Annotated in this window: 15 protein-coding genes and 2 tRNA genes; 5 read left to right on the forward strand and 12 right to left on the reverse strand. The window is 65.6% G+C overall.

Annotated elements, in window-relative coordinates; genetic code table 11:
• Positions 1–57 precede the first annotated feature (57 nt).
• The 4 genes from M1D32_RS12895 to M1D32_RS12910 form a co-directional block, all read right to left on the reverse strand.
• Positions 58–1,254, reverse strand: coding sequence for a glycosyltransferase (locus tag M1D32_RS12895; RefSeq protein ID WP_458779046.1), 1,197 nt, complete (start codon positions 1,252–1,254; stop codon positions 58–60).
• A 100-nt stretch (positions 1,255–1,354) separates the two neighbouring features.
• Positions 1,355–2,263, reverse strand: coding sequence for a DMT family transporter (locus tag M1D32_RS12900; protein WP_458779047.1), 909 nt, complete (start codon positions 2,261–2,263; stop codon positions 1,355–1,357).
• Entirely contained in the window at positions 2,263–2,886 is a 624-nt protein-coding gene (locus tag M1D32_RS12905) for a CDP-alcohol phosphatidyltransferase family protein (RefSeq protein WP_458779048.1), read from the reverse strand. The genes M1D32_RS12900 and M1D32_RS12905 overlap by 1 nt, the downstream gene beginning before the upstream one ends.
• A gap of 103 nt (positions 2,887–2,989) precedes the next feature.
• Positions 2,990–3,844, reverse strand: coding sequence for a phage holin family protein (locus M1D32_RS12910; protein WP_458779049.1), 855 nt, complete (start codon positions 3,842–3,844; stop codon positions 2,990–2,992).
• A gap of 180 nt (positions 3,845–4,024) precedes the next feature.
• Between M1D32_RS12910 and M1D32_RS12915 the strand changes: the two genes are divergently transcribed.
• The 3 genes from M1D32_RS12915 (at position 4,025) to M1D32_RS12925 (ending at position 5,960) form a co-directional block, all read left to right on the forward strand.
• Positions 4,025–5,248, forward strand: a complete 1,224-nt coding sequence (locus M1D32_RS12915; RefSeq protein WP_458779050.1) for a multidrug effflux MFS transporter — start codon at positions 4,025–4,027, stop codon at positions 5,246–5,248.
• 4 nt (positions 5,249–5,252) lie between these two features.
• Positions 5,253–5,444, forward strand: coding sequence for a hypothetical protein (locus M1D32_RS12920; RefSeq protein WP_458779051.1), 192 nt, complete (start codon positions 5,253–5,255; stop codon positions 5,442–5,444).
• A 108-nt stretch (positions 5,445–5,552) separates the two neighbouring features.
• The gene (locus tag M1D32_RS12925) at positions 5,553–5,960 is read left to right on the forward strand and encodes a hypothetical protein (RefSeq protein ID WP_458779052.1); all 408 of its coding nucleotides are present in this window, start codon (positions 5,553–5,555) and stop codon (positions 5,958–5,960) included.
• A 49-nt stretch (positions 5,961–6,009) separates the two neighbouring features.
• On the opposite strand, the gene M1D32_RS12930 is transcribed toward M1D32_RS12925, so the two are convergent.
• The 6 genes from M1D32_RS12930 to M1D32_RS12955 all read right to left on the reverse strand — a co-directional run bounded on the left by M1D32_RS12930 (position 6,010) and on the right by M1D32_RS12955 (position 12,341).
• Positions 6,010–6,085: transfer RNA gene (locus M1D32_RS12930), tRNA-Asn, on the reverse strand.
• 125 nt (positions 6,086–6,210) lie between these two features.
• Positions 6,211–6,283, reverse strand: a tRNA-Asn gene (locus M1D32_RS12935).
• Positions 6,284–6,361: 78 nt separating this feature from the next.
• Positions 6,362–8,290, reverse strand: coding sequence for a DNA primase (gene dnaG, locus M1D32_RS12940; protein WP_458779053.1), 1,929 nt, complete (start codon positions 8,288–8,290; stop codon positions 6,362–6,364).
• A gap of 54 nt (positions 8,291–8,344) precedes the next feature.
• Positions 8,345–9,634 (reverse strand): deoxyguanosinetriphosphate triphosphohydrolase, encoded by a 1,290-nt coding sequence (locus tag M1D32_RS12945; RefSeq protein ID WP_458779054.1) that lies wholly within the window; start codon positions 9,632–9,634, stop codon positions 8,345–8,347.
• Positions 9,627–10,805 carry a tRNA dihydrouridine synthase DusB gene (dusB, locus tag M1D32_RS12950; RefSeq protein ID WP_458779055.1) on the reverse strand — a complete coding sequence of 393 codons (1,179 nt, stop codon included), beginning with the start codon at positions 10,803–10,805 and terminating at the stop codon, positions 9,627–9,629. Before dusB ends, M1D32_RS12945 begins: the two co-directional genes overlap by 8 nt.
• A gap of 72 nt (positions 10,806–10,877) precedes the next feature.
• Positions 10,878–12,341: a YibE/F family protein gene (locus tag M1D32_RS12955; protein WP_458779056.1), complete on the reverse strand. Its 1,464-nt coding sequence runs from the start codon at positions 12,339–12,341 to the stop codon at positions 10,878–10,880.
• 141 nt (positions 12,342–12,482) lie between these two features.
• Here M1D32_RS12955 and M1D32_RS12960 point away from each other — a divergent pair, with 141 nt between their 5' ends.
• Together M1D32_RS12960 and M1D32_RS12965 are read left to right on the forward strand one after the other, a co-directional pair.
• Positions 12,483–13,253 carry an alpha/beta hydrolase gene (locus M1D32_RS12960; RefSeq protein ID WP_458779057.1) on the forward strand — a complete coding sequence of 257 codons (771 nt, stop codon included), beginning with the start codon at positions 12,483–12,485 and terminating at the stop codon, positions 13,251–13,253.
• Entirely contained in the window at positions 13,250–14,050 is an 801-nt protein-coding gene (locus M1D32_RS12965) for a DUF1295 domain-containing protein (RefSeq protein ID WP_458779058.1), read from the forward strand. The genes M1D32_RS12960 and M1D32_RS12965 overlap by 4 nt, the downstream gene beginning before the upstream one ends.
• 80 nt (positions 14,051–14,130) lie before the next feature.
• Here M1D32_RS12965 and M1D32_RS12970 read toward each other — a convergent pair whose 3' ends face one another.
• Positions 14,131–15,165, reverse strand: a complete 1,035-nt coding sequence (locus M1D32_RS12970; protein WP_458779059.1) for a GNAT family N-acetyltransferase — start codon at positions 15,163–15,165, stop codon at positions 14,131–14,133.
• A 2-nt stretch (positions 15,166–15,167) separates the two neighbouring features.
• Entirely contained in the window at positions 15,168–16,553 is a 1,386-nt protein-coding gene (locus M1D32_RS12975) for a glycine--tRNA ligase (RefSeq protein ID WP_458779060.1), read from the reverse strand.
• Between the last annotated feature and the right edge of the window lie 33 nt (positions 16,554–16,586).

The following is a 16,586-nucleotide window of genomic DNA, read 5'->3' on the forward strand; positions in this document are numbered from 1 at the left end:
TCCGTATAAGGGATGTGCCTGCAGGGCAAAATTACTCTAGCAAACCCCGGAAAGCGCTCAGACCACCTTGTCCTCGAAGCGTGCGCCGCGATACAGGTCTTCGAAGGTCTGCAGGGTCCCCTCAATGCTGTGCGGTTCCACCATCTGCCGGCTGAGCTGGCCCATGGCGGCGCGCTGGTCGGCGGGCAGCTCAAGGATCATGGTGATCTTCTTGGCAAGGTCATCGCTGTCGTTCGGGGTGAACAGGTACCCGTTCTCGCCGTCGCGCACCAGGTGCGGCAAGGCCATGGCGTCCGCCAGCACCACCGGCGTCGAGGCAGACATCGCCTCCAGGGTTACCAGGGACTGCAGCTCCGCAGTCCCTGGCATGCAGAAGAGGTCGGCCTTGATGTATGTCTTCCGCAGGTCCTCGTCGCTGACCAGGCCCAGGAATTTCACCCTGTCCCCCAGCCCGAGACGCTGGACGAGGTTTTCCAGGGAGGAACGGACCTCACCGCCACCCACGATTTCAAGGTGCACGTTCAGCTCAGGGGGTGTCTTGCTGATGGCCTGGATCAGCACGTCCACGTGCTTTTCCTCGGCGAGACGGCCGGCAAACACCACGGTGGGGTGCGGGTGCGGTTCGATGTGTTCGCCCGGCTGGAGTTCGTAGGCCGCCGAATCGATGCCGTTGGAAAGCGGAAGGACCTTGCGGAGGAAGGCGTGCTGGTGCATGGCCTTGGCCGCCAGCGGGGTGGGTGTGGTGACCACGTCGGCCCGACCCATGACCTTGCCCATGTCCTTCCAGGAGATCTTTCCGATGATGTTCTTGAACCACTGCGGGAACGGCAGGAAAGGGTTAAGGTTCTCCGGCATGAAGTGGTTCGTGGCGACGATCCGGATGCCACGCTTGTCGGCCTCATAGAGGACGTGCTCGCCAATCATGTAGTGGCTTTGGATGTGGACGACGTCGGGCTTGACGCGGTCAAAAAGGAGGCTGATCTCCTTCTTGATTTCCCACGGGAAGCAGATGCGGAAGTACTCATGGGTGGGGGCGGCGTGCGACCGGAGGCGGTGCACGGTGGCTTCTGACCGGAACTCGGTGAAGCTCTTCCCGTTGTCCGCACGGCAGGCGAGCACGTGCACGTTGTGGCCCCGGCCTGTCATTCCCTTGGCCAGGCGGTAACCGAACTGGGCGGCGCCGTTGATGTGCGGCGGGTAGGTGTCCGCGGCGATCAGGATGGTCAGGGGTTGCTGGTCTGCGGGCGTGGTCACGTGGAGTGCTCCTGATGGTCACGGTGCGGACAGCTGGCACTGACAGCACGGTTGGCCGCTGCATGGCGCCGGGGCCTCGTGTATTTGCTGGTGGAAGGGACTAGTGGGACGGTCTGCCCGCGGCCTTCCGAGCGTCTTTTTTGCGCTTGGTGACCTCGGGATGGTGCCGGGAAAGGGCTATGACTCCCACGATAGCAAGGGATGCCGCGGTTCCCATGGCAATGGCCATGACGGCGTGGACATCGGGGCGGAGTTCACCGAGGATGACAATTCCGATGGCAATCCCCACCAGGGGATCGATCACTGTGAGTCCTGCGATCACCAGGTCCGGCGGCCCGGCCGAGTAGGCGTTTTGGACAAACCACGAGCCCAGTCCTCCGGCAGCAATGAGCGCCAGCACCGAGTACCACTGCACGTTCAGCAGGAACAGCCCGTTCGGATCAAGCAGGTGCTTGCCAATGATCCGGGTGAGGACTGCCACGAATCCGAAGAGGACGCCGGCGCCCAGGATGTAGACAAAAGCGTTGATCCGGTGCTTGAACATCACGGCCAGCGTGCCGAAGAGTCCAACGGCGAGGGCGAGCAGCAGCACAATGGTGAGTTCGGCCTCGAGGCTTACATGGTGGTTTTCCTGCGTCACATTGACGGCCAGGAGGACAAAGAGCGCAGAGCCGGTTACACAGGCGGCGATGGCCACCACCGTTGCCCGGTTGATGGTGAGGTCCTGGTCCTTGGCATTGATGACGGTGGTGATGACGAGCGCGATGGCGCCGATGGGCTGGACAACGGTGAGCGGGGCGGACACGAGGGCCACTGCGTTCATGGCCATCCCCGCGCACAGCAGCAGCAGGCCGAAGACCCAGCGCGGGTTCCGCAGGAGGCGGAGGAAGCCGTTCGAGCTGAGGGCCAGGCCTCCGGTGTCGGCCTTGACGGCACTTCCCTGGCGCTGGGCTCCAAGGGCAAGGCAGAAGGCTCCGAGCAGCGCGAGCACAACGGCCACCCACACCATCAGGCGGTCCCGCCGTCGTGATGCTGCTGCATCCTGCCTTTGCGCAGGATGGCCCAGAAGTAGTTGTAGGCGGCAATCCAGTGGCCGATCAGGCCAAGGCCCAGCACTATCCACGCAGCGATGAACAGCTCACCCGAGAACGACGTGTCCAGCCGGGACAGGACCAGCATCGGCGTGCCCAGGAGCAGGAGGCCGGTGCGCACCTTGCCCACTACGCTGACCGGAAGGTCCGGGTGGCCGCCGAAGAAGGACAACGTGAGGACCAGCAGCACGGCGTCCGGGATCACCAGCGCGGCCAAATACAGCCAGTGCACGACGCCGGCAATCACCAGGGTGACGGCGACGGCAATCAGCGCCAGCCGGTCGGCAATAGGATCGAGGACCCTGCCGAGCTTGGAGGCCTGGTCGAAGCGCCGCGCGACGTAGCCATCAATCCAGTCGGTGCTTGCCATCACGGCGAGGACCACTACTCCGGCGCCGTATTCCTTTTGGGCCAGGACCAGCCAGACAAAGAGCGGCACCCCCATGAACCGCACCACAGTCAGCAGGTTGGGGATGGTAAATACACGGTCGTGATCCACCTGGGGGCGTCCGGGACGGGAGCCGGCACCGATGAACTTCACGCCGTCCCCCTTTCCTTCCCGCTGCCTTCCGGGCGCGGACTCATGATTTCTGCCTGCGGCCGGCGGTGCGCTGCCCGCTGACACCGCCGTCGAAAGGCGGCTGCTAGTAGGTCCGAAGGAGCTTTCGGACCAGGACTACGAACACGGTACCGGCAGCCGCGAGGGCAGCCAGTGGTTTCCACCGGTTGCCAAGGCCGCCTGCGGACTCCGACAGTGCTGCCAGCCGGTGCCCGGCAAGGTCCTTGCCCCGCCCGGCGAGAACCTGGCCCTGGCGGAGCTTGCCCTGGGCGGCAGCCAGCAGGAACTGCGCCTGGGTTTTGACGTCCAGCTCTTCGCCGAGGTCGTCACGGACCTCGGTGAGGTGGTGGCGGCGCTGGTTCAGGCGGCGGGCCACTTCTGGTTCGGAAGCGTGAGGGTATTCCTTGTCATGCTCCGCTGCTTTTGCCGCCTTCTCGGCCTTGGCCTTGGCAGCGGCCTCGTCCTTGGCAGCCTTGGCAGCTTTGGCTTCGGGGCTCTGCGGATCGAGGATCGCGGGATTGAAGGCGGAACCCTCCTTGGCGATGCCGATGTCGTGCTTGATGCCGCGGATGGTTTCCTCGGGCAGCAGGGGCATGGCCTTCTTGAACTTGCGCATCCCGATCAGGCCGCCGATGAGTGCTATCAGCAGGAACGCTGCGGAGACCAGGAGCGCGGCCAGCCACGCGGGCATGATGGTGGCGAGACCCATGATGGCTGCAACGATCAGTCCCACCACCAGGAAGAGGAGGAAGACCAGGGCCACGGCGAGGAAAGCTGCGGCAACTCCGACCTGGATGCCCTTGCGCTTGAGCTCCATCTTCGCGAAAGCGACTTCGTCGTTCAGCTGGCGGGGCGCCAACCGGAAAAGGAGTTGAAGCGTCCTGGGCAGCGCAGCGATGCGCAATCCCTGGCTGGTCCGCCCGCTGTGACGTCCGCTCATCGGTTCCGCCTTACTGTTTCATGGTCGATTCGGCTTCCATGTGCTGCGGGAAAGTGCAGCTGCACAGTCCCCGGCACCAAAACTATCATTCAGGTTAAGCGCGGACCCCGGGGCTTGCCGGACGGCGCGGCCTACAACGCTGCAGAATTCCTGCGTGGCCCGGGCCTAGGATTGATTTCCGTGACCACCCCCAGCAATCCGGGCGATCTGTTGAGCCGCCGACGGAAACTTCTGTACATCCTCCTTCTTGGCGCCCTGACGGCCTTGGGTCCGTTCACCATCGACCTCTACCTTCCCGCCTTCCCCGCGCTGGAAGCGAGCCTGGGCGTGACCGAGGCCCAGGTCCAGCTGACCCTGGCCGGGACTACCGTGGGCTTTGCAATCGGCCAGTTGGTGGTGGGCCCGTTCAGCGACAGGTTTGGCCGCAGGACCCCGCTGATCCTGGCCACCGCCCTCCACATTGCAGCGTCGCTCGGCGCCGCCCTGTCCACGGACATCACCACCCTGGGCATTTTCCGCGTCCTGATGGGCGTGGGTGCCGCCGGCGGCGGCGTCGTGGCCATGGCCATGGTGCGGGACCTGTTTTCCGGCTATGCCTTGGTCAAGATGTTTTCCCGCATGTCCCTGGTCAGCGGGCTGGCACCGATCCTTGCCCCCGTCATAGGGTCACAGCTGCTGCTGGTCATGCCGTGGCCGGGGATCTTTGTGTTCCTCGCCGCGTACGGCACTCTGGTCATCGTGGCCGCCCTGTTCCTGGTGCGCGAGACGCTGCCGCCGGAGAAGCGCCAGCAGAGCGGGCTGACGGCTCGCCAGCGCTACCGGGTTCTCTTCACGGACAGGGTGTTTGTGGGGTTGCTCATGGTGGCCGGCCTGAATTTCGGCGGCCTGTTCACGTACCTTTCGGCATCACCCTTCCTGTTCCAGGACGTTTTCGGTTTTTCCGCCCAGGAGTACGGCCTGCTCTTCGGCATCAATTCACTGGGCATCGTTGCAGGCATCCAGACGAGTTCGCGGCTCATCCGGCGGGTACCGCCGCAATGGATCGTGGCGGGCGCCACGGCCTGGATGTTCGTTATGGCCATGCTGATCGTGGTGTTCGACCAGCTGGGATTCGGGCTCTGGGGCGTGTTGGTGCCGCTGTGGTTCTACATCATGGGCACGGGCTTTATGTTCCCTTGCGTTCAGGTACTCGCCCTGGCAAGCCATGCCGCCCAGGCAGGCACCGCGGCCTCCCTGCTGGGTTTCGCGACTTTTATGATGGCGGGCCTCATTTCCCCAGTGGTTGGCTGGCTGGGCATCACCAGCGCCGCTCCCATGGGCGCCGTCCAGGGAGCCTGCATCCTGCTCGCCATCGCTGCCCTGTGGATTGTGGTCCGGCCGCGCACCGTGCCGTCGATCCACTGACGCCATGAAGAACACTGCAGGGCGCAAGCCGCACCGGAACCGCCGGGGACTTTTCCTGGGGGCGGTGCTGGGCGCCGTCGCGGGTTATTTCGCCGGCCGTGCCCTGGGCAACCCGGCGATGGGAATTGTGCTGGGCATGGTGGCGGGATCGGCTTTGCTTTACCGCGTCAACCCCGGGCCCTGGAACCGGCCCTGATTCAGCCCGCCCGGGCCCCCACGGCGCTCCCCCAGGCAATCCCGGCGCGCCCAGGCTGCGGCTGCGACGTCTGCCGCTGTGCGCCTCTCACGGGATAAAATGTTGACCGTGCCCCGCTGGCAGGATCACCCGCCACTTCCGGCCACATGGCAACGGTGCGATACCGGGATACTGCCACTGTGGTGGGACCGGTTGTGTGCCCAGAGCGGCGAGCAGTCCGCAGCCCTCTACGCGGCAGGACTCTTCACCGAGGACCGCCGCCGGCCCATCGCCCAGTGGTACAACCCCGCCGTCAAAGCCGCCCTGCTGGTGGCGCCGGAAGCCTCCCCCGAGTGGCCCGTGCAGCGCTTCGGCATCTTCTACGCGCCACCCGGGACGGGCTTTGTCCGCGTCCATTCCGCGCCCCATGAGTGGAACCCGCGACAGCCGCGGATGTCGCCCACCGAAAAGGAGGCGTTCCTTGCCGCCATCGTTGAGGCAGAGCGGTTCCTTCAGGTGGAGATGGACTTCGTCTAGGAAGCAAAAAATCCCCGTCCCTCCAACGGAGGAACGGGGATTTTTCTCTTGGCTCCTCCTGCTGGACTTGAACCAGCAACCCTTCGATTAACAGTCGAATGCTCTGCCAATTGAGCTAAGGAGGAATGAAGCAGGTATGACATTAGCAAAGGATTCCGGCCTAGGGAAATCGGCGCTTTTGCCGGCACATTTATGGTTACGAGGACATAAAAAATCCCCGTTCCGGCAGACCCGGAACGGGGATTGTGCGCTCCTCCTGCTGGACTTGAACCAGCAACCCTTCGATTAACAGTCGAATGCTCTGCCAATTGAGCTAAGGAGGAATGAAGCGGGTATTAGCCTAGCAAACACCCCGGCTGGAAACGAAATCGGGGTTGGCAGGTGCAGTGCAAGGGCGCAGCCTAGGCATCAGAGCGCAGGGCACGGCGTTCCATTTCCAGCATCATGAGCTCCCGGTTGAGGCGCTGGTACGTTTCCGGATCCGCACCCGGGTCCAGCCGTTGGAGCTGGCCCATCTTCTCTGCTTTCACCCGGGTGATCTGGAGCTCGAAAAGCCGCGACAGGATGTCCCGGCAGTATTTCTGCACTGCTTCCTCCGTGCTGGCAGGCAACGGCACCACGGCCAGCTCAGATACCAGTGGCCGCAGGGGTTCCGGGACCTCGTGCATCACGTGCTCCACCCAGCGCACGGGATCAGCGGTAAGGGCAGGGCCGGTGGCACGCATGGCGTCATGGACTGCCTGGAAGGCCGGGGTGGCGAAACGGGCAGCAGAGAAGCGTTCCCAGATTCCGCCGCCCAGCAATGCCGGCTCCTGCAGCGCCACCTCCAGCGCCTGCCGCTCCATGGAAGCCACCGGATCACGCGGGTCCGGGCGGTGGAAGGACGGGACAGCGCCCGACGGCGGCCCGGCAGCTACCCCGGGCCCGCCCGGTTGGGCCGCGCCAGAGGGAGTCCGGGGACCGGGGGCGGGAGGCCCGCCCTGGTCCCCGCGCTTCACTGCGTTCTTGACTTCTGCCGTCACCAGGCGCAGCACCTCGTTCGGGTCAGGCATTCCCAGCCAGCCCGTCAATGCCTGGCAGTAGCCGGTACGGGTGGAAGCATCCCGGATGGCTGCGACCACCGGAACCGAGGCCTTCAGTCCCTGCACCCGCCCTTCCACGGTGTCCAGGTTGAACTGCTTCAGCGTGGTGCGGATGGCGAATTCAAACAGCGGACGCCGGGACTGCACCAGGGCGTGTACTGCCTCGTCGCCTTTGCTTTGGCGCAGGTCGCATGGATCGGCTCCGGAAGGCTCCACGGCCACAAACGTCTGCGCTGTGAAGCGCTGGTCCTCTTCAAAGGCCCGCAGGGCTGCCTTCTGGCCGGCGGCGTCGCCGTCGAAGGTGAAAATGACCTCTCCCCCGGTGCCGTCATCCGAAAGCAGCCTGCGGGCAATCTTGATGTGCTCGGTGCCGAACGCGGTGCCGCAGGTGGCCACCGCCGTCGGGATCCCCGCCAGGTGGCAGGCCATAACGTCCGTGTAGCCCTCCACCACCACCAGCTGCCGGTCCTTGGCGATGTTGCGCTTCGCGAGGTCAATCCCATACAGGACCTGGGATTTCTTGTACAGGGTGGTCTCGGGGGTGTTCAGGTATTTGGGGCCCTGGTCGTCCTCGTAGAGCTTGCGGGCGCCGAAGCCGATCGTGTCCCCCGCAATGTCCCGGATGGGCCAGATGAGACGGCCACGGAACCGGTCGTAGATGCCCCGGTTCCCCTCCGAGAACATGCCCGTGAGTTTCAACTCAGCATCGGTGAAGCCCCGCCCGCGCAGGTGTTTGAGCAGCGCATCCCAGCCTTGCGGCGCATAACCCACGCCGAACTGTTCAGCAGCGGCACGGTCGAACCCGCGGCCGTGCAGGAAGGTGCGGGCCTCCGCGGCACCGGGTGTCAGCAGCTGCGACTGGAAGAATTCGTCGGCTATTTTGTGGGCATCGAGCAGCCGCTGCCGCCGCCCCACTTCTTCGCGGCTGGGACCCGTCCCGCCGTCCTCGTACCGGAGCTCGTATCCGATCCGGGAAGCCAGCTTCTCCACGGCCTCCTGGAAGGAGCTGTGGTCCTGCTTCTGGACGAAGGCAATAACGTCCCCGTCCTCGCCGCAGCCGAAGCAGTGGTAGCGGCCTACCTGGGGCCGGACAGTAAACGACGGTGACCGCTCGTCATGGAACGGGCACAGTCCCTTGAAGGTGCCCAGCCCCGCGCCCTTGAGTGTGACGTAGCCGTCAACCACTTCCTTGATGTCGGTGCGCTGGCGTACTTCGTCGATATCTTCACGTTTGATCAGCCCAGGCACAGAGCCATCCTAGCCCCCCGGGGTACGGCCCCGACCCGCACCCTGTTGCGTACTTCACCACAGCGACGGAAGGCTTCCCACCAGCCGTTCGTACATGGCCAGCGCCGAGCCGTCAGTGAGTGACGCCACTTGGTCGATCACCACGCGAAGGCGTGCACCGTCGTCGGGCGCGTCCCGCCAGTCAGCCGCAAACATCGGCTCGAGGTGCCGGTCCCCGGTGGCGCTCAGCGCCGTGACCAGGGCGTGCAGTACCTCGCGCTGGCGTTCGTAGATGGGCTGGCGGTGTTCGGTGGTCATCACGAAGGTGGTAGCCAGGCCCTTCATGACGGCGATTTCCATAACGGTCTCGTCCGGCACCATGAGCTGGGAATTGTACCGGGTGAGGTTCTCCGGACCGTAAACGGCACGGGTGGTTTCCAATGCGCTCTGGCAGAACCGGCCGATCAGCTGGCTGGTCATGTTCTTCAGGGCCGCCATGGACTTGCGGCTTCCATCCGCTTCGCGCACCCACACGTCCGTCGCCTCCAGCCGTGCCAGGGCAGCGTCGATGGCGGCGGGATCGTTGTGCGGCAGGTACCACTGCTTGGCGTACCCCACTACACGGGCGCGGTGGTCCGGGTTATCCATCCAACGGAGCTGGAAGTGTCCGGCGACGATCGCGTCCTCGACGTCGTGCACCGAATAGGAGATGTCATCGGCAAGGTCCATCACCTGGGCCTCAAGGCAGGACCGGCGCTCCGGGGCACCTTCGCGGATCCAGTTGAAAATGGGCAGGTCGTCCTCGTAGGCGCCGAACTTGCTGGTGCGCTGCCCGTGGATCACCGGAGCCTCCAGCGCGGACCAAGGGTACTTCGCTGCGGCGTCAAGGCTCGCCCTGGTCAGGTTCAGCCCGGCCGGCTGGTTGTCCACCGTGAGCACCTTGGGTTCCAGGCGCGTGAGCAGCCGGAGGGTCTGGGCGTTCCCTTCGAAGCCGCCGATCGCGTGCGCCACCTCGTTCAAGGCCGATTCCCCGTTGTGGCCAAAAGGCGGGTGGCCCAGGTCATGGCTCAGGCAGGCAGTGTCCACCACGTCCGGGTCACAGCCCAGGGCGCGGCCCAGCTCGCGGCCCACTTGGGCCACTTCCAGGCTGTGGGTGAGACGCGTCCGGACGAAGTCGTCCGTGTCCGGTGCCACCACCTGTGTCTTGGCGCCCAGCCTGCGGAGCGCGGAGGAATGCAGGACCCGCGCGCGGTCACGCTCAAAGTCCGAACGGTAAACGCTTTTGGGCGGTTCCTCCACCCAGCGGGCGGAATCGTGGCTGTCGTAGCCTGGCAGCACCGGCGCGCTGGTCCTGGTCTCAGCCACCGGATACGTCCAGTTCCGCGGCCGAGATGTCCCGCGACTGGTCCGCATTCAGCGCCCGTGATTCCAGCCAGTCCTTGGGCAAGGCCGGCTTTTTCGGTGAACCTGCGCGGCCGCGGGGACCTTCGGCGTCGCCTCCCGGGTAGGGCGAGTCGAGGTCCAGTTCGGCCAGGGTGTCGCGCAGCACCTGAAGGCTGGTCACCAGCGCCAGCCGGGTGCGCAGTTCGCCGCCCACCACGTAACCCTTGAAGTACCAGGCGATGTGTTTGCGGATCTCGCGCAGGGCCTTGCCTTCGTCACCGAAGGTTTCCACCATCAGTTCGGCATGGCGGTACACCCCCTCGGCCACTTGGCGCAGGTTCGGGCGGAAGCGGGTGTCGCTGCCTTCGAAGGCGGCCTGCAGGTCGCCGAACAGCCAGGGCCGGCCCTGGCAGCCGCGGCCCACCACCACGCCGTCAACACCTGTTTCGCGCACCATCCTCACCGCGTCCTCGGCGGACCAGATGTCACCGTTGCCGAGCACCGGAATGTCGGGCAGCGCCTCGCGAAGGCGTGCTATCGCTGACCAGTCGGCCTGTCCGGAGTAGAACTGGGCTGCCGTCCTGCCATGGAGGGCGACGGCGGCAACGCCGGAATCGCGCGCGATCCGGCCGGCGTCGAGGTACGTGAGGTGGTCGTCGTCGATGCCCTTGCGCATTTTGATGGTCAGCGGGACGTTGCCCTTGGAGGCTTCCTTGACGGCTGTCTGCACGATCGAAGTGAAGAGGTCAATCTTCCAGGGCAGGGCCGAGCCGCCGCCGCGCCGGGTCACCTTGGGAACGGGGCAGCCAAAGTTCAGGTCGATGTGGTCCGCCCGGTCTTCCTCCACCAGCATCCGCACCGCCTGGCCCACCGTCACCGGGTCCACGCCGTACAGCTGGACGGAACGCACTTTCTCGTCGTCGTCGTGCGAAATGATCCGGAGGGATTCGGGGGTCCGCTCCACCAGCGCGCGTGAGGTGACCATCTCCGCTACGTACATGCCGCCGCCGTATTCCCGGCACAGACGACGAAAAGCCGAGTTGGTGATGCCGGCCATGGGTGCCAGGATCACCGGAGTGTCCACGGTGATGGGACCCAGCTTCAGGGGCGGGAGTTCCAACCTGGGGGCGGGAGTAGTTGCTGCAACAGTCACCTATCCATTGTTGCAAAGCCGGGCAAATCGGGGGTGGCGGCAGGTCCGGCCTCCCCCGGGCAACCGGTGCCGTCAGTCCCGCTCCGCCGCCCTGCGGCCCCGCCGCGTCTGCAGGGCCGCCGCGGCAAGGGTCCCCGTATCGTTGACATCGTCCGGATTGACGGCGGCACGCGTCGCCGCCCTGCCCGAACGTACAGTGCCGGCCGAACCTTCGCCGTTGTCCGTTCCCGCGTTGCCCGTTCCCGCGTCATCCCTCCCCGCGTCATCCCTTCCCGCGTTGCCCGTTCCGCCGGCAGCCGGCACCGGAAGGTCCGCTCCCCGTGAGCCGGTGGCCTTGACCACCAGCACCGCAATCAGGGTGGTGACCGGGATTGCCAGGACCAGGCCGATGGAGCCGACCAGGGTCCTGATGACCTCTTCCGACAGCTCCGCGCTGGTGAGCGTGTCCGCGAGCGGGCGGTCGTAGAGCATCACGATGATGAGGATGGGCAGGGCGGCGCCGGCGTAGGCGAAGGCGATGGTGTAGACGGTGGAGGCGATGTGGTCGCGCCCTATTCGCATTGCGGAGGTGAACAGCTTCCGTGCGCTGCTGCCGGGTGCCAGCTCGTACAGTTCCCACACCGCGGAGGACTGCGTGATGGTCACATCGTTGAGGACACCGAGCCCGGAGATGATGAGCCCGCACAGGATTACGCCGGAGATGGAGATGTTGGCTGAGGTGTTCACCAGGGCGGTCGCCTCATGGTTGCCCACACCGGCGAGGTTCGCAGCTCCGGTGGCCCAAGCGGCAAGGAGCGCCGTGATGCCCAGCCCGAACATGGTGCCCAGGAGGGCGGTGGAGGTCCGGGCCGAGAATCCGTGGGCGAAGTACAGCACCCCGATCATAATCACAGTGGATCCCACCAGGGCCAGCAGCAGCGGTGGCTTCCCTTCCACCAGGCCGGGAAGCATGAAGCTGGCCAGCACGAAGTAGGCGCCCACGAGGCCGATCAGTGCCCTGAGACCCCGCCAGCGGGCCACTGCGATGACTACCGCGGCATAGACCAGTGCGAGCAGGACTATGGGCAGGGTTCGGACGAAGTCAACAAAAATAAAGGCTGGCGAACCTTGGGAGGATGAGGCGCCCTGGGCGTTGGAGAGGTTAAGGTAGCGGATCTGGTCACCGGGTTTGACCCCGTGCGACTTCGCGACGTCCGGGTTGATGACCACCTTGACCGGGCTTCCGCCCTTATCCGGTTCCGTGAAGGCAAAGGTGCAGTCGGATCCCTGCTGGGTTTGGCCCTGCTGGCTTTGGCTTTGTTCGCCCGAAGGCTGCTGGCCTTGCTGGGCCACACCCTGCATGCAGTTTTCGGTGACCACGCTTTGGATGGTGCCGGTGTCGAACGTGACACCGGGCGCGGCGGAGTACGGGTTGGCCAGGGAGACTCCCTCCTTGCTCCCGGAGGGCCACAGCATTGCCATCCCGGCAAGGGTCAGGAGCGTCAGGGGAATCAGCACCGCCGCGAGGATGCGGTTTGCCTTCCGGCGGGCGGCCATCGCCTGGGGCGTCGGCTCCGAATGACCTGTAGAAGCGTGGGAGTGACCGGACCCCATCAGCAGTAGAACCTCATACGTTGAACTCTACGTCCGGCACCATAGGGTTGATAAATGGATCGTCAGAACTTGGAGGAGCCTGGCATGGCCAACGGCAGCACTGGGGAAAGTGGACGTTCTGATGCCCCGGGAAACGCAGCAGGAGAAGCCGCTGACACCGTCCACCGGGCCGTTCTTAGCGAGCTTCCGGCATCCGGGCCTACCTTGGGCGTTGCCCTGGTGCTGCACGGCGGGAAATCACACAGCCGCGAGCCGGTGGAAGCCAGGCACCTGAGCCCTGCCAGGATGGTCCCCTTCGCAAGGCACCTGCACCGGGCCGGAAGAAAGCACGGGCTTGCGGTCTGGTCTCTTCGCAACAGCGTGCGCGGCTGGAACGGTGCGGACATGACGCCGCTGCAGGATGCGCGCTGGGCACTGGAGCAGATCAGCCGCAGGCACCCCGGCGTTCCCGTGTTCCTGGTGGGCCATTCCATGGGCGGGCTGACCGCTGTCTGTGCTGCCGATCACCCACAGGTGGAAGCGGTTGTGGCGCTCGCACCGTGGCTCAGCCCCGGGACTCCGGTCTCCGCAGTGGCTGGCAGAAAGGTGCTGATCGTCCACGGCACCATTGACAGGTGGACCAGCCCGTCGGCGTCGCTCGCGTTTGCCCGGCATGCCGCTGCAGATGCTGAATCCATGCAGTACGTCGCCCTGAAAGGAGCCGGGCATTTTATGTTCCGCAAGATCCGGCTGTGGCACACACTATCCACCGGTTTTGTCCTGAAAGTCTTCGGTGAATCAAGCGGGACTGACGTGTCACTGCCACGGGGGTTTGAGCAGCTGCTGCCGGCGTCATCGGTTCAGGTGACCCTGTGAGTCCTTTCCCCTGGCCGGACTTTGCCGGGGCCCTGCCCTGGACGGCGCTGACCGTCGTCGCGGTCCTGGCGGTGACCTACACCGTGGCCGTCCTGCAGGGGCGCCACTCGGTGATGGACGTGGCCTGGGGACCCGGGTTCGTGGCCGTTGCCGCGGTGTCCTGGTTCCTCTCCGCCGGGGAAGGCGATGACGCCAGGCGCCTGCTGCTCCTCCTCCTGACCGGGGTGTGGGGCCTGCGGCTGGGCACCCACATTGGCTGGCGCGCCCGCGACGGCCACGAGGACCCGAGGTACGTGGCCTTGCTTGGCTCTGCCCCCGGCAAGAGGGATATTTACGCTTTGCGTCGGGTCTACCTGCCGCAGGGCGTGGTGATGTTCTTCGTTTCCCTGTCCGTCCAGGTGGGAATGTTCGCCACAGGCGGCCTGGGCTGGCTTGCGGTCCTGGGTGTCCTGCTCTGGCTCACCGGGTTTTTCTTCGAGGCCGTGGGCGACTGGCAGCTGCAGCAGTTCAAGCGGGACCCGCGCCGGCGTGGAACTGTCCTGGACACCGGCCTGTGGCGCCTGACCCGGCACCCCAACTATTTTGGCGACGCCGCCGTATGGACGGGCTTGTTCCTGGTTGCCGCCGACTCATGGCCGGGAATCCTGACGGTCCTCTCGCCCGCATTGATGGTGTGGACACTGGCGGCGAAGACGGGCAAGCCGCTGGCGGAGCAGGCGATGTCCGGGCGGCCGGGGTACCGTGAGTACCGCGAGGCGACCAGCAGCTTCGTCCCGTGGCCGCCCAAGCGAAGCTGACGCACGCAAGTGACTCGCAGTTGACGTTCCGAAATCGCGTTGCGGGAGCGTTAACTGCGAGCCACTTGGGTGGCCCTGCCCTAGTCCGAGACCACCAGGGTTTCCGGGCCGGCGAGGCGGGCCTTGCCGCTGTCCAGCAGGGGCTCGACGGCGGCGCGGAGGGCTGTCATCGAATCGTCCAGTTCCAGCATCACCGGGTGCTGGTAGGCAATCAGGGCGAGCATGTCCCGGACTGCTTCCGCGGCATCATCGGCGTCCAGCGCGGGCTCGTGGCCGACGAAGACGTCCGTGGGAGTTTCCGGCCCCGTGTCCTCCTGGTTGGGTGCCGCGTCAGGGTCTGCCGGGGCCGCATAGCTGACGGCAAAGGCGCGGATCCGGCCCTTCTTGCTTGGCGCCACCCCGGCACCAAAAGCGGATTCCGGCCGGGCCCGCAGCACGATGGCGCCATGGGCACCGGTGAGGTCGTCCAGGAACAGCCGCTGCACCTGGCCCACGGACAGTACGCCCGGGGAATCCCAGCCGTGGATCGCCGTGTAGTAGCGGCCCACAACGTCCGTGAGTTCCACGGAGCCGGTGGCCAGGTCCATCACGACGTCGGAGCCGGCGTTTTCGTCGTTGGCCGGCCTGCCGCCGTCGTCATCCGCGGGGAACACCGGAAGCCGGAGGGCGCCCGGTTCCACAACCACCAGCCGGGAGCGCTGGATGGGCGAAAGGCCGAAATGCTCAGCGAAGGCGGCACCCGGGGTGCCCGGCTCCACCTTGGCACGGAGCTTTGACACGCCCGACGGCGACTGCTCCGCTTCCCGGCGCAGCATGGTCAGGAGCGTCGCGCCGATGCCCGAGCGCCGGTGGTCCCGCGCCACCTCAATGTAGGCCCAGAGCCGCTCCGGGTGCAGGGAGGCCTCGTAGACGACGCCCGCGGCCACCGGGATTCCGACGCCGTCCACCACGTCCTCGGCCACGATGCAGCGCCGCCACGGGGTGCCGCTGCCCCCGGCCGACGAGAGCGCCAGCGCGCCGCGGAACTGCCGGGCCTGGTACGTTTCGGGGCCGCCCCAGATCTCCAGGAGGGCCAGGTCGTCACCCTCGCGCCATGCGCGGTATTCGATGGCCACTGCTAGGCGCCGATCAGGCGTGCGGCCAGGTAGCCCTCCACCTTGTCCAGGGAAACGCGTTCCTGGCTCATGGTGTCCCGCTCGCGGATGGTCACGGCCTGGTCCTCGAGGGTGTCGAAGTCCACGGTGATGCAGAACGGTGTACCGATTTCGTCCTGCCGGCGGTAGCGGCGGCCGATGGCGCCGGCATCGTCGAAGTCGATGTTCCAGTTCTTTCGCAGCTGCGCGCCAAGGTCCTTGGCCTTCGGTGACAGGTCCTCGTTGCGGCTCAGCGGCAGCACGGCAGCCTTGACCGGGGCAAGGCGCGGGTCCAGCTTCAGGACGGTGCGGACGTCCACGCCGCCCTTGGCGTTGGGGGCCTCGTCCTCGGTGTAGGCGTCCACCAGGAACGCCATGAAGGAGCGGGTGAGGCCGGCGGCCGGCTCGATGACGTAGGGGGTGTACCGCTCGTTGGTGGCCTGGTTGAAGTAGCTCAGGTCCTGGCCGGAGGCTTTGGCGTGGGTGGAGAGGTCAAAGTCGGTGCGGTTGGCGATGCCTTCCAGCTCGCCCCATTCCGATCCCTGGAAGCCAAAGCGGTACTCGATGTCCGTGGTGCCCTTGGAGTAGTGGCTCAGCTTTTCCTGCGGGTGCTCGAAGAACCGCAGGTTTTCCTCACGGATGCCCAGCCCGGTGTACCAGGACATGCGCTCCTTCATCCAGTACTGGTGCCATTCCTCATCGGTGCCGGGCTCGACGAAGAACTCCATTTCCATCTGCTCGAACTCGCGGGTGCGGAAGATGAAGTTGCCGGGCGTGATCTCGTTGCGGAAGGACTTGCCGATCTGGCCGATGCCGAACGGCGGCTTCTTGCGCGAGGTGGTGAGGACGTTGTTGAAGTTCACGAAGATGCCCTGGGCCGTTTCCGGGCGCAGGTAGTGCATGCCTTCCTCACTGGCCACCGGGCCAAGGAAAGTCTTTAGGAGGCCGCTGAATTCCTGCGGTTCGGTCCATTCACCGCGGGTTCCGCAGTTGGCGCAGGCGATGTCCTTCAGCCCGTTCTCGGCGGGGCGGCCCTTCTTTTCCTCGTATTCTTCCTCGAGGTGGTCGGCGCGGTAGCGCTTGTGGCAGGAGAGGCACTCCACCAGGGGGTCGGAGAAGACGTCAACGTGGCCGGAGGCTTCCCATACCTGGCGGGGCAGGATGACGGAGGAGTCCAGGCCCACCACGTCCTCGCGGCCGCGGACCATGGACTGCCACCACTGGCGCTTGATGTTTTCCTTCAGTTCGGCGCCGAGGGGCCCGTAGTCCCAGGCAGAGCGCGAACCTCCGTAGATCTCACCGGCCTGGAACACAAAGCCCCTCCGCTTGGAGAGGGAAATGACCTGGTCGAGAACGGATTTTGCTGCCATGGGGTAACTCCAATTTCTACAGGGCCGCTGGGT

Source organism: Arthrobacter sp. D3-16 (assembly GCF_054408515.1).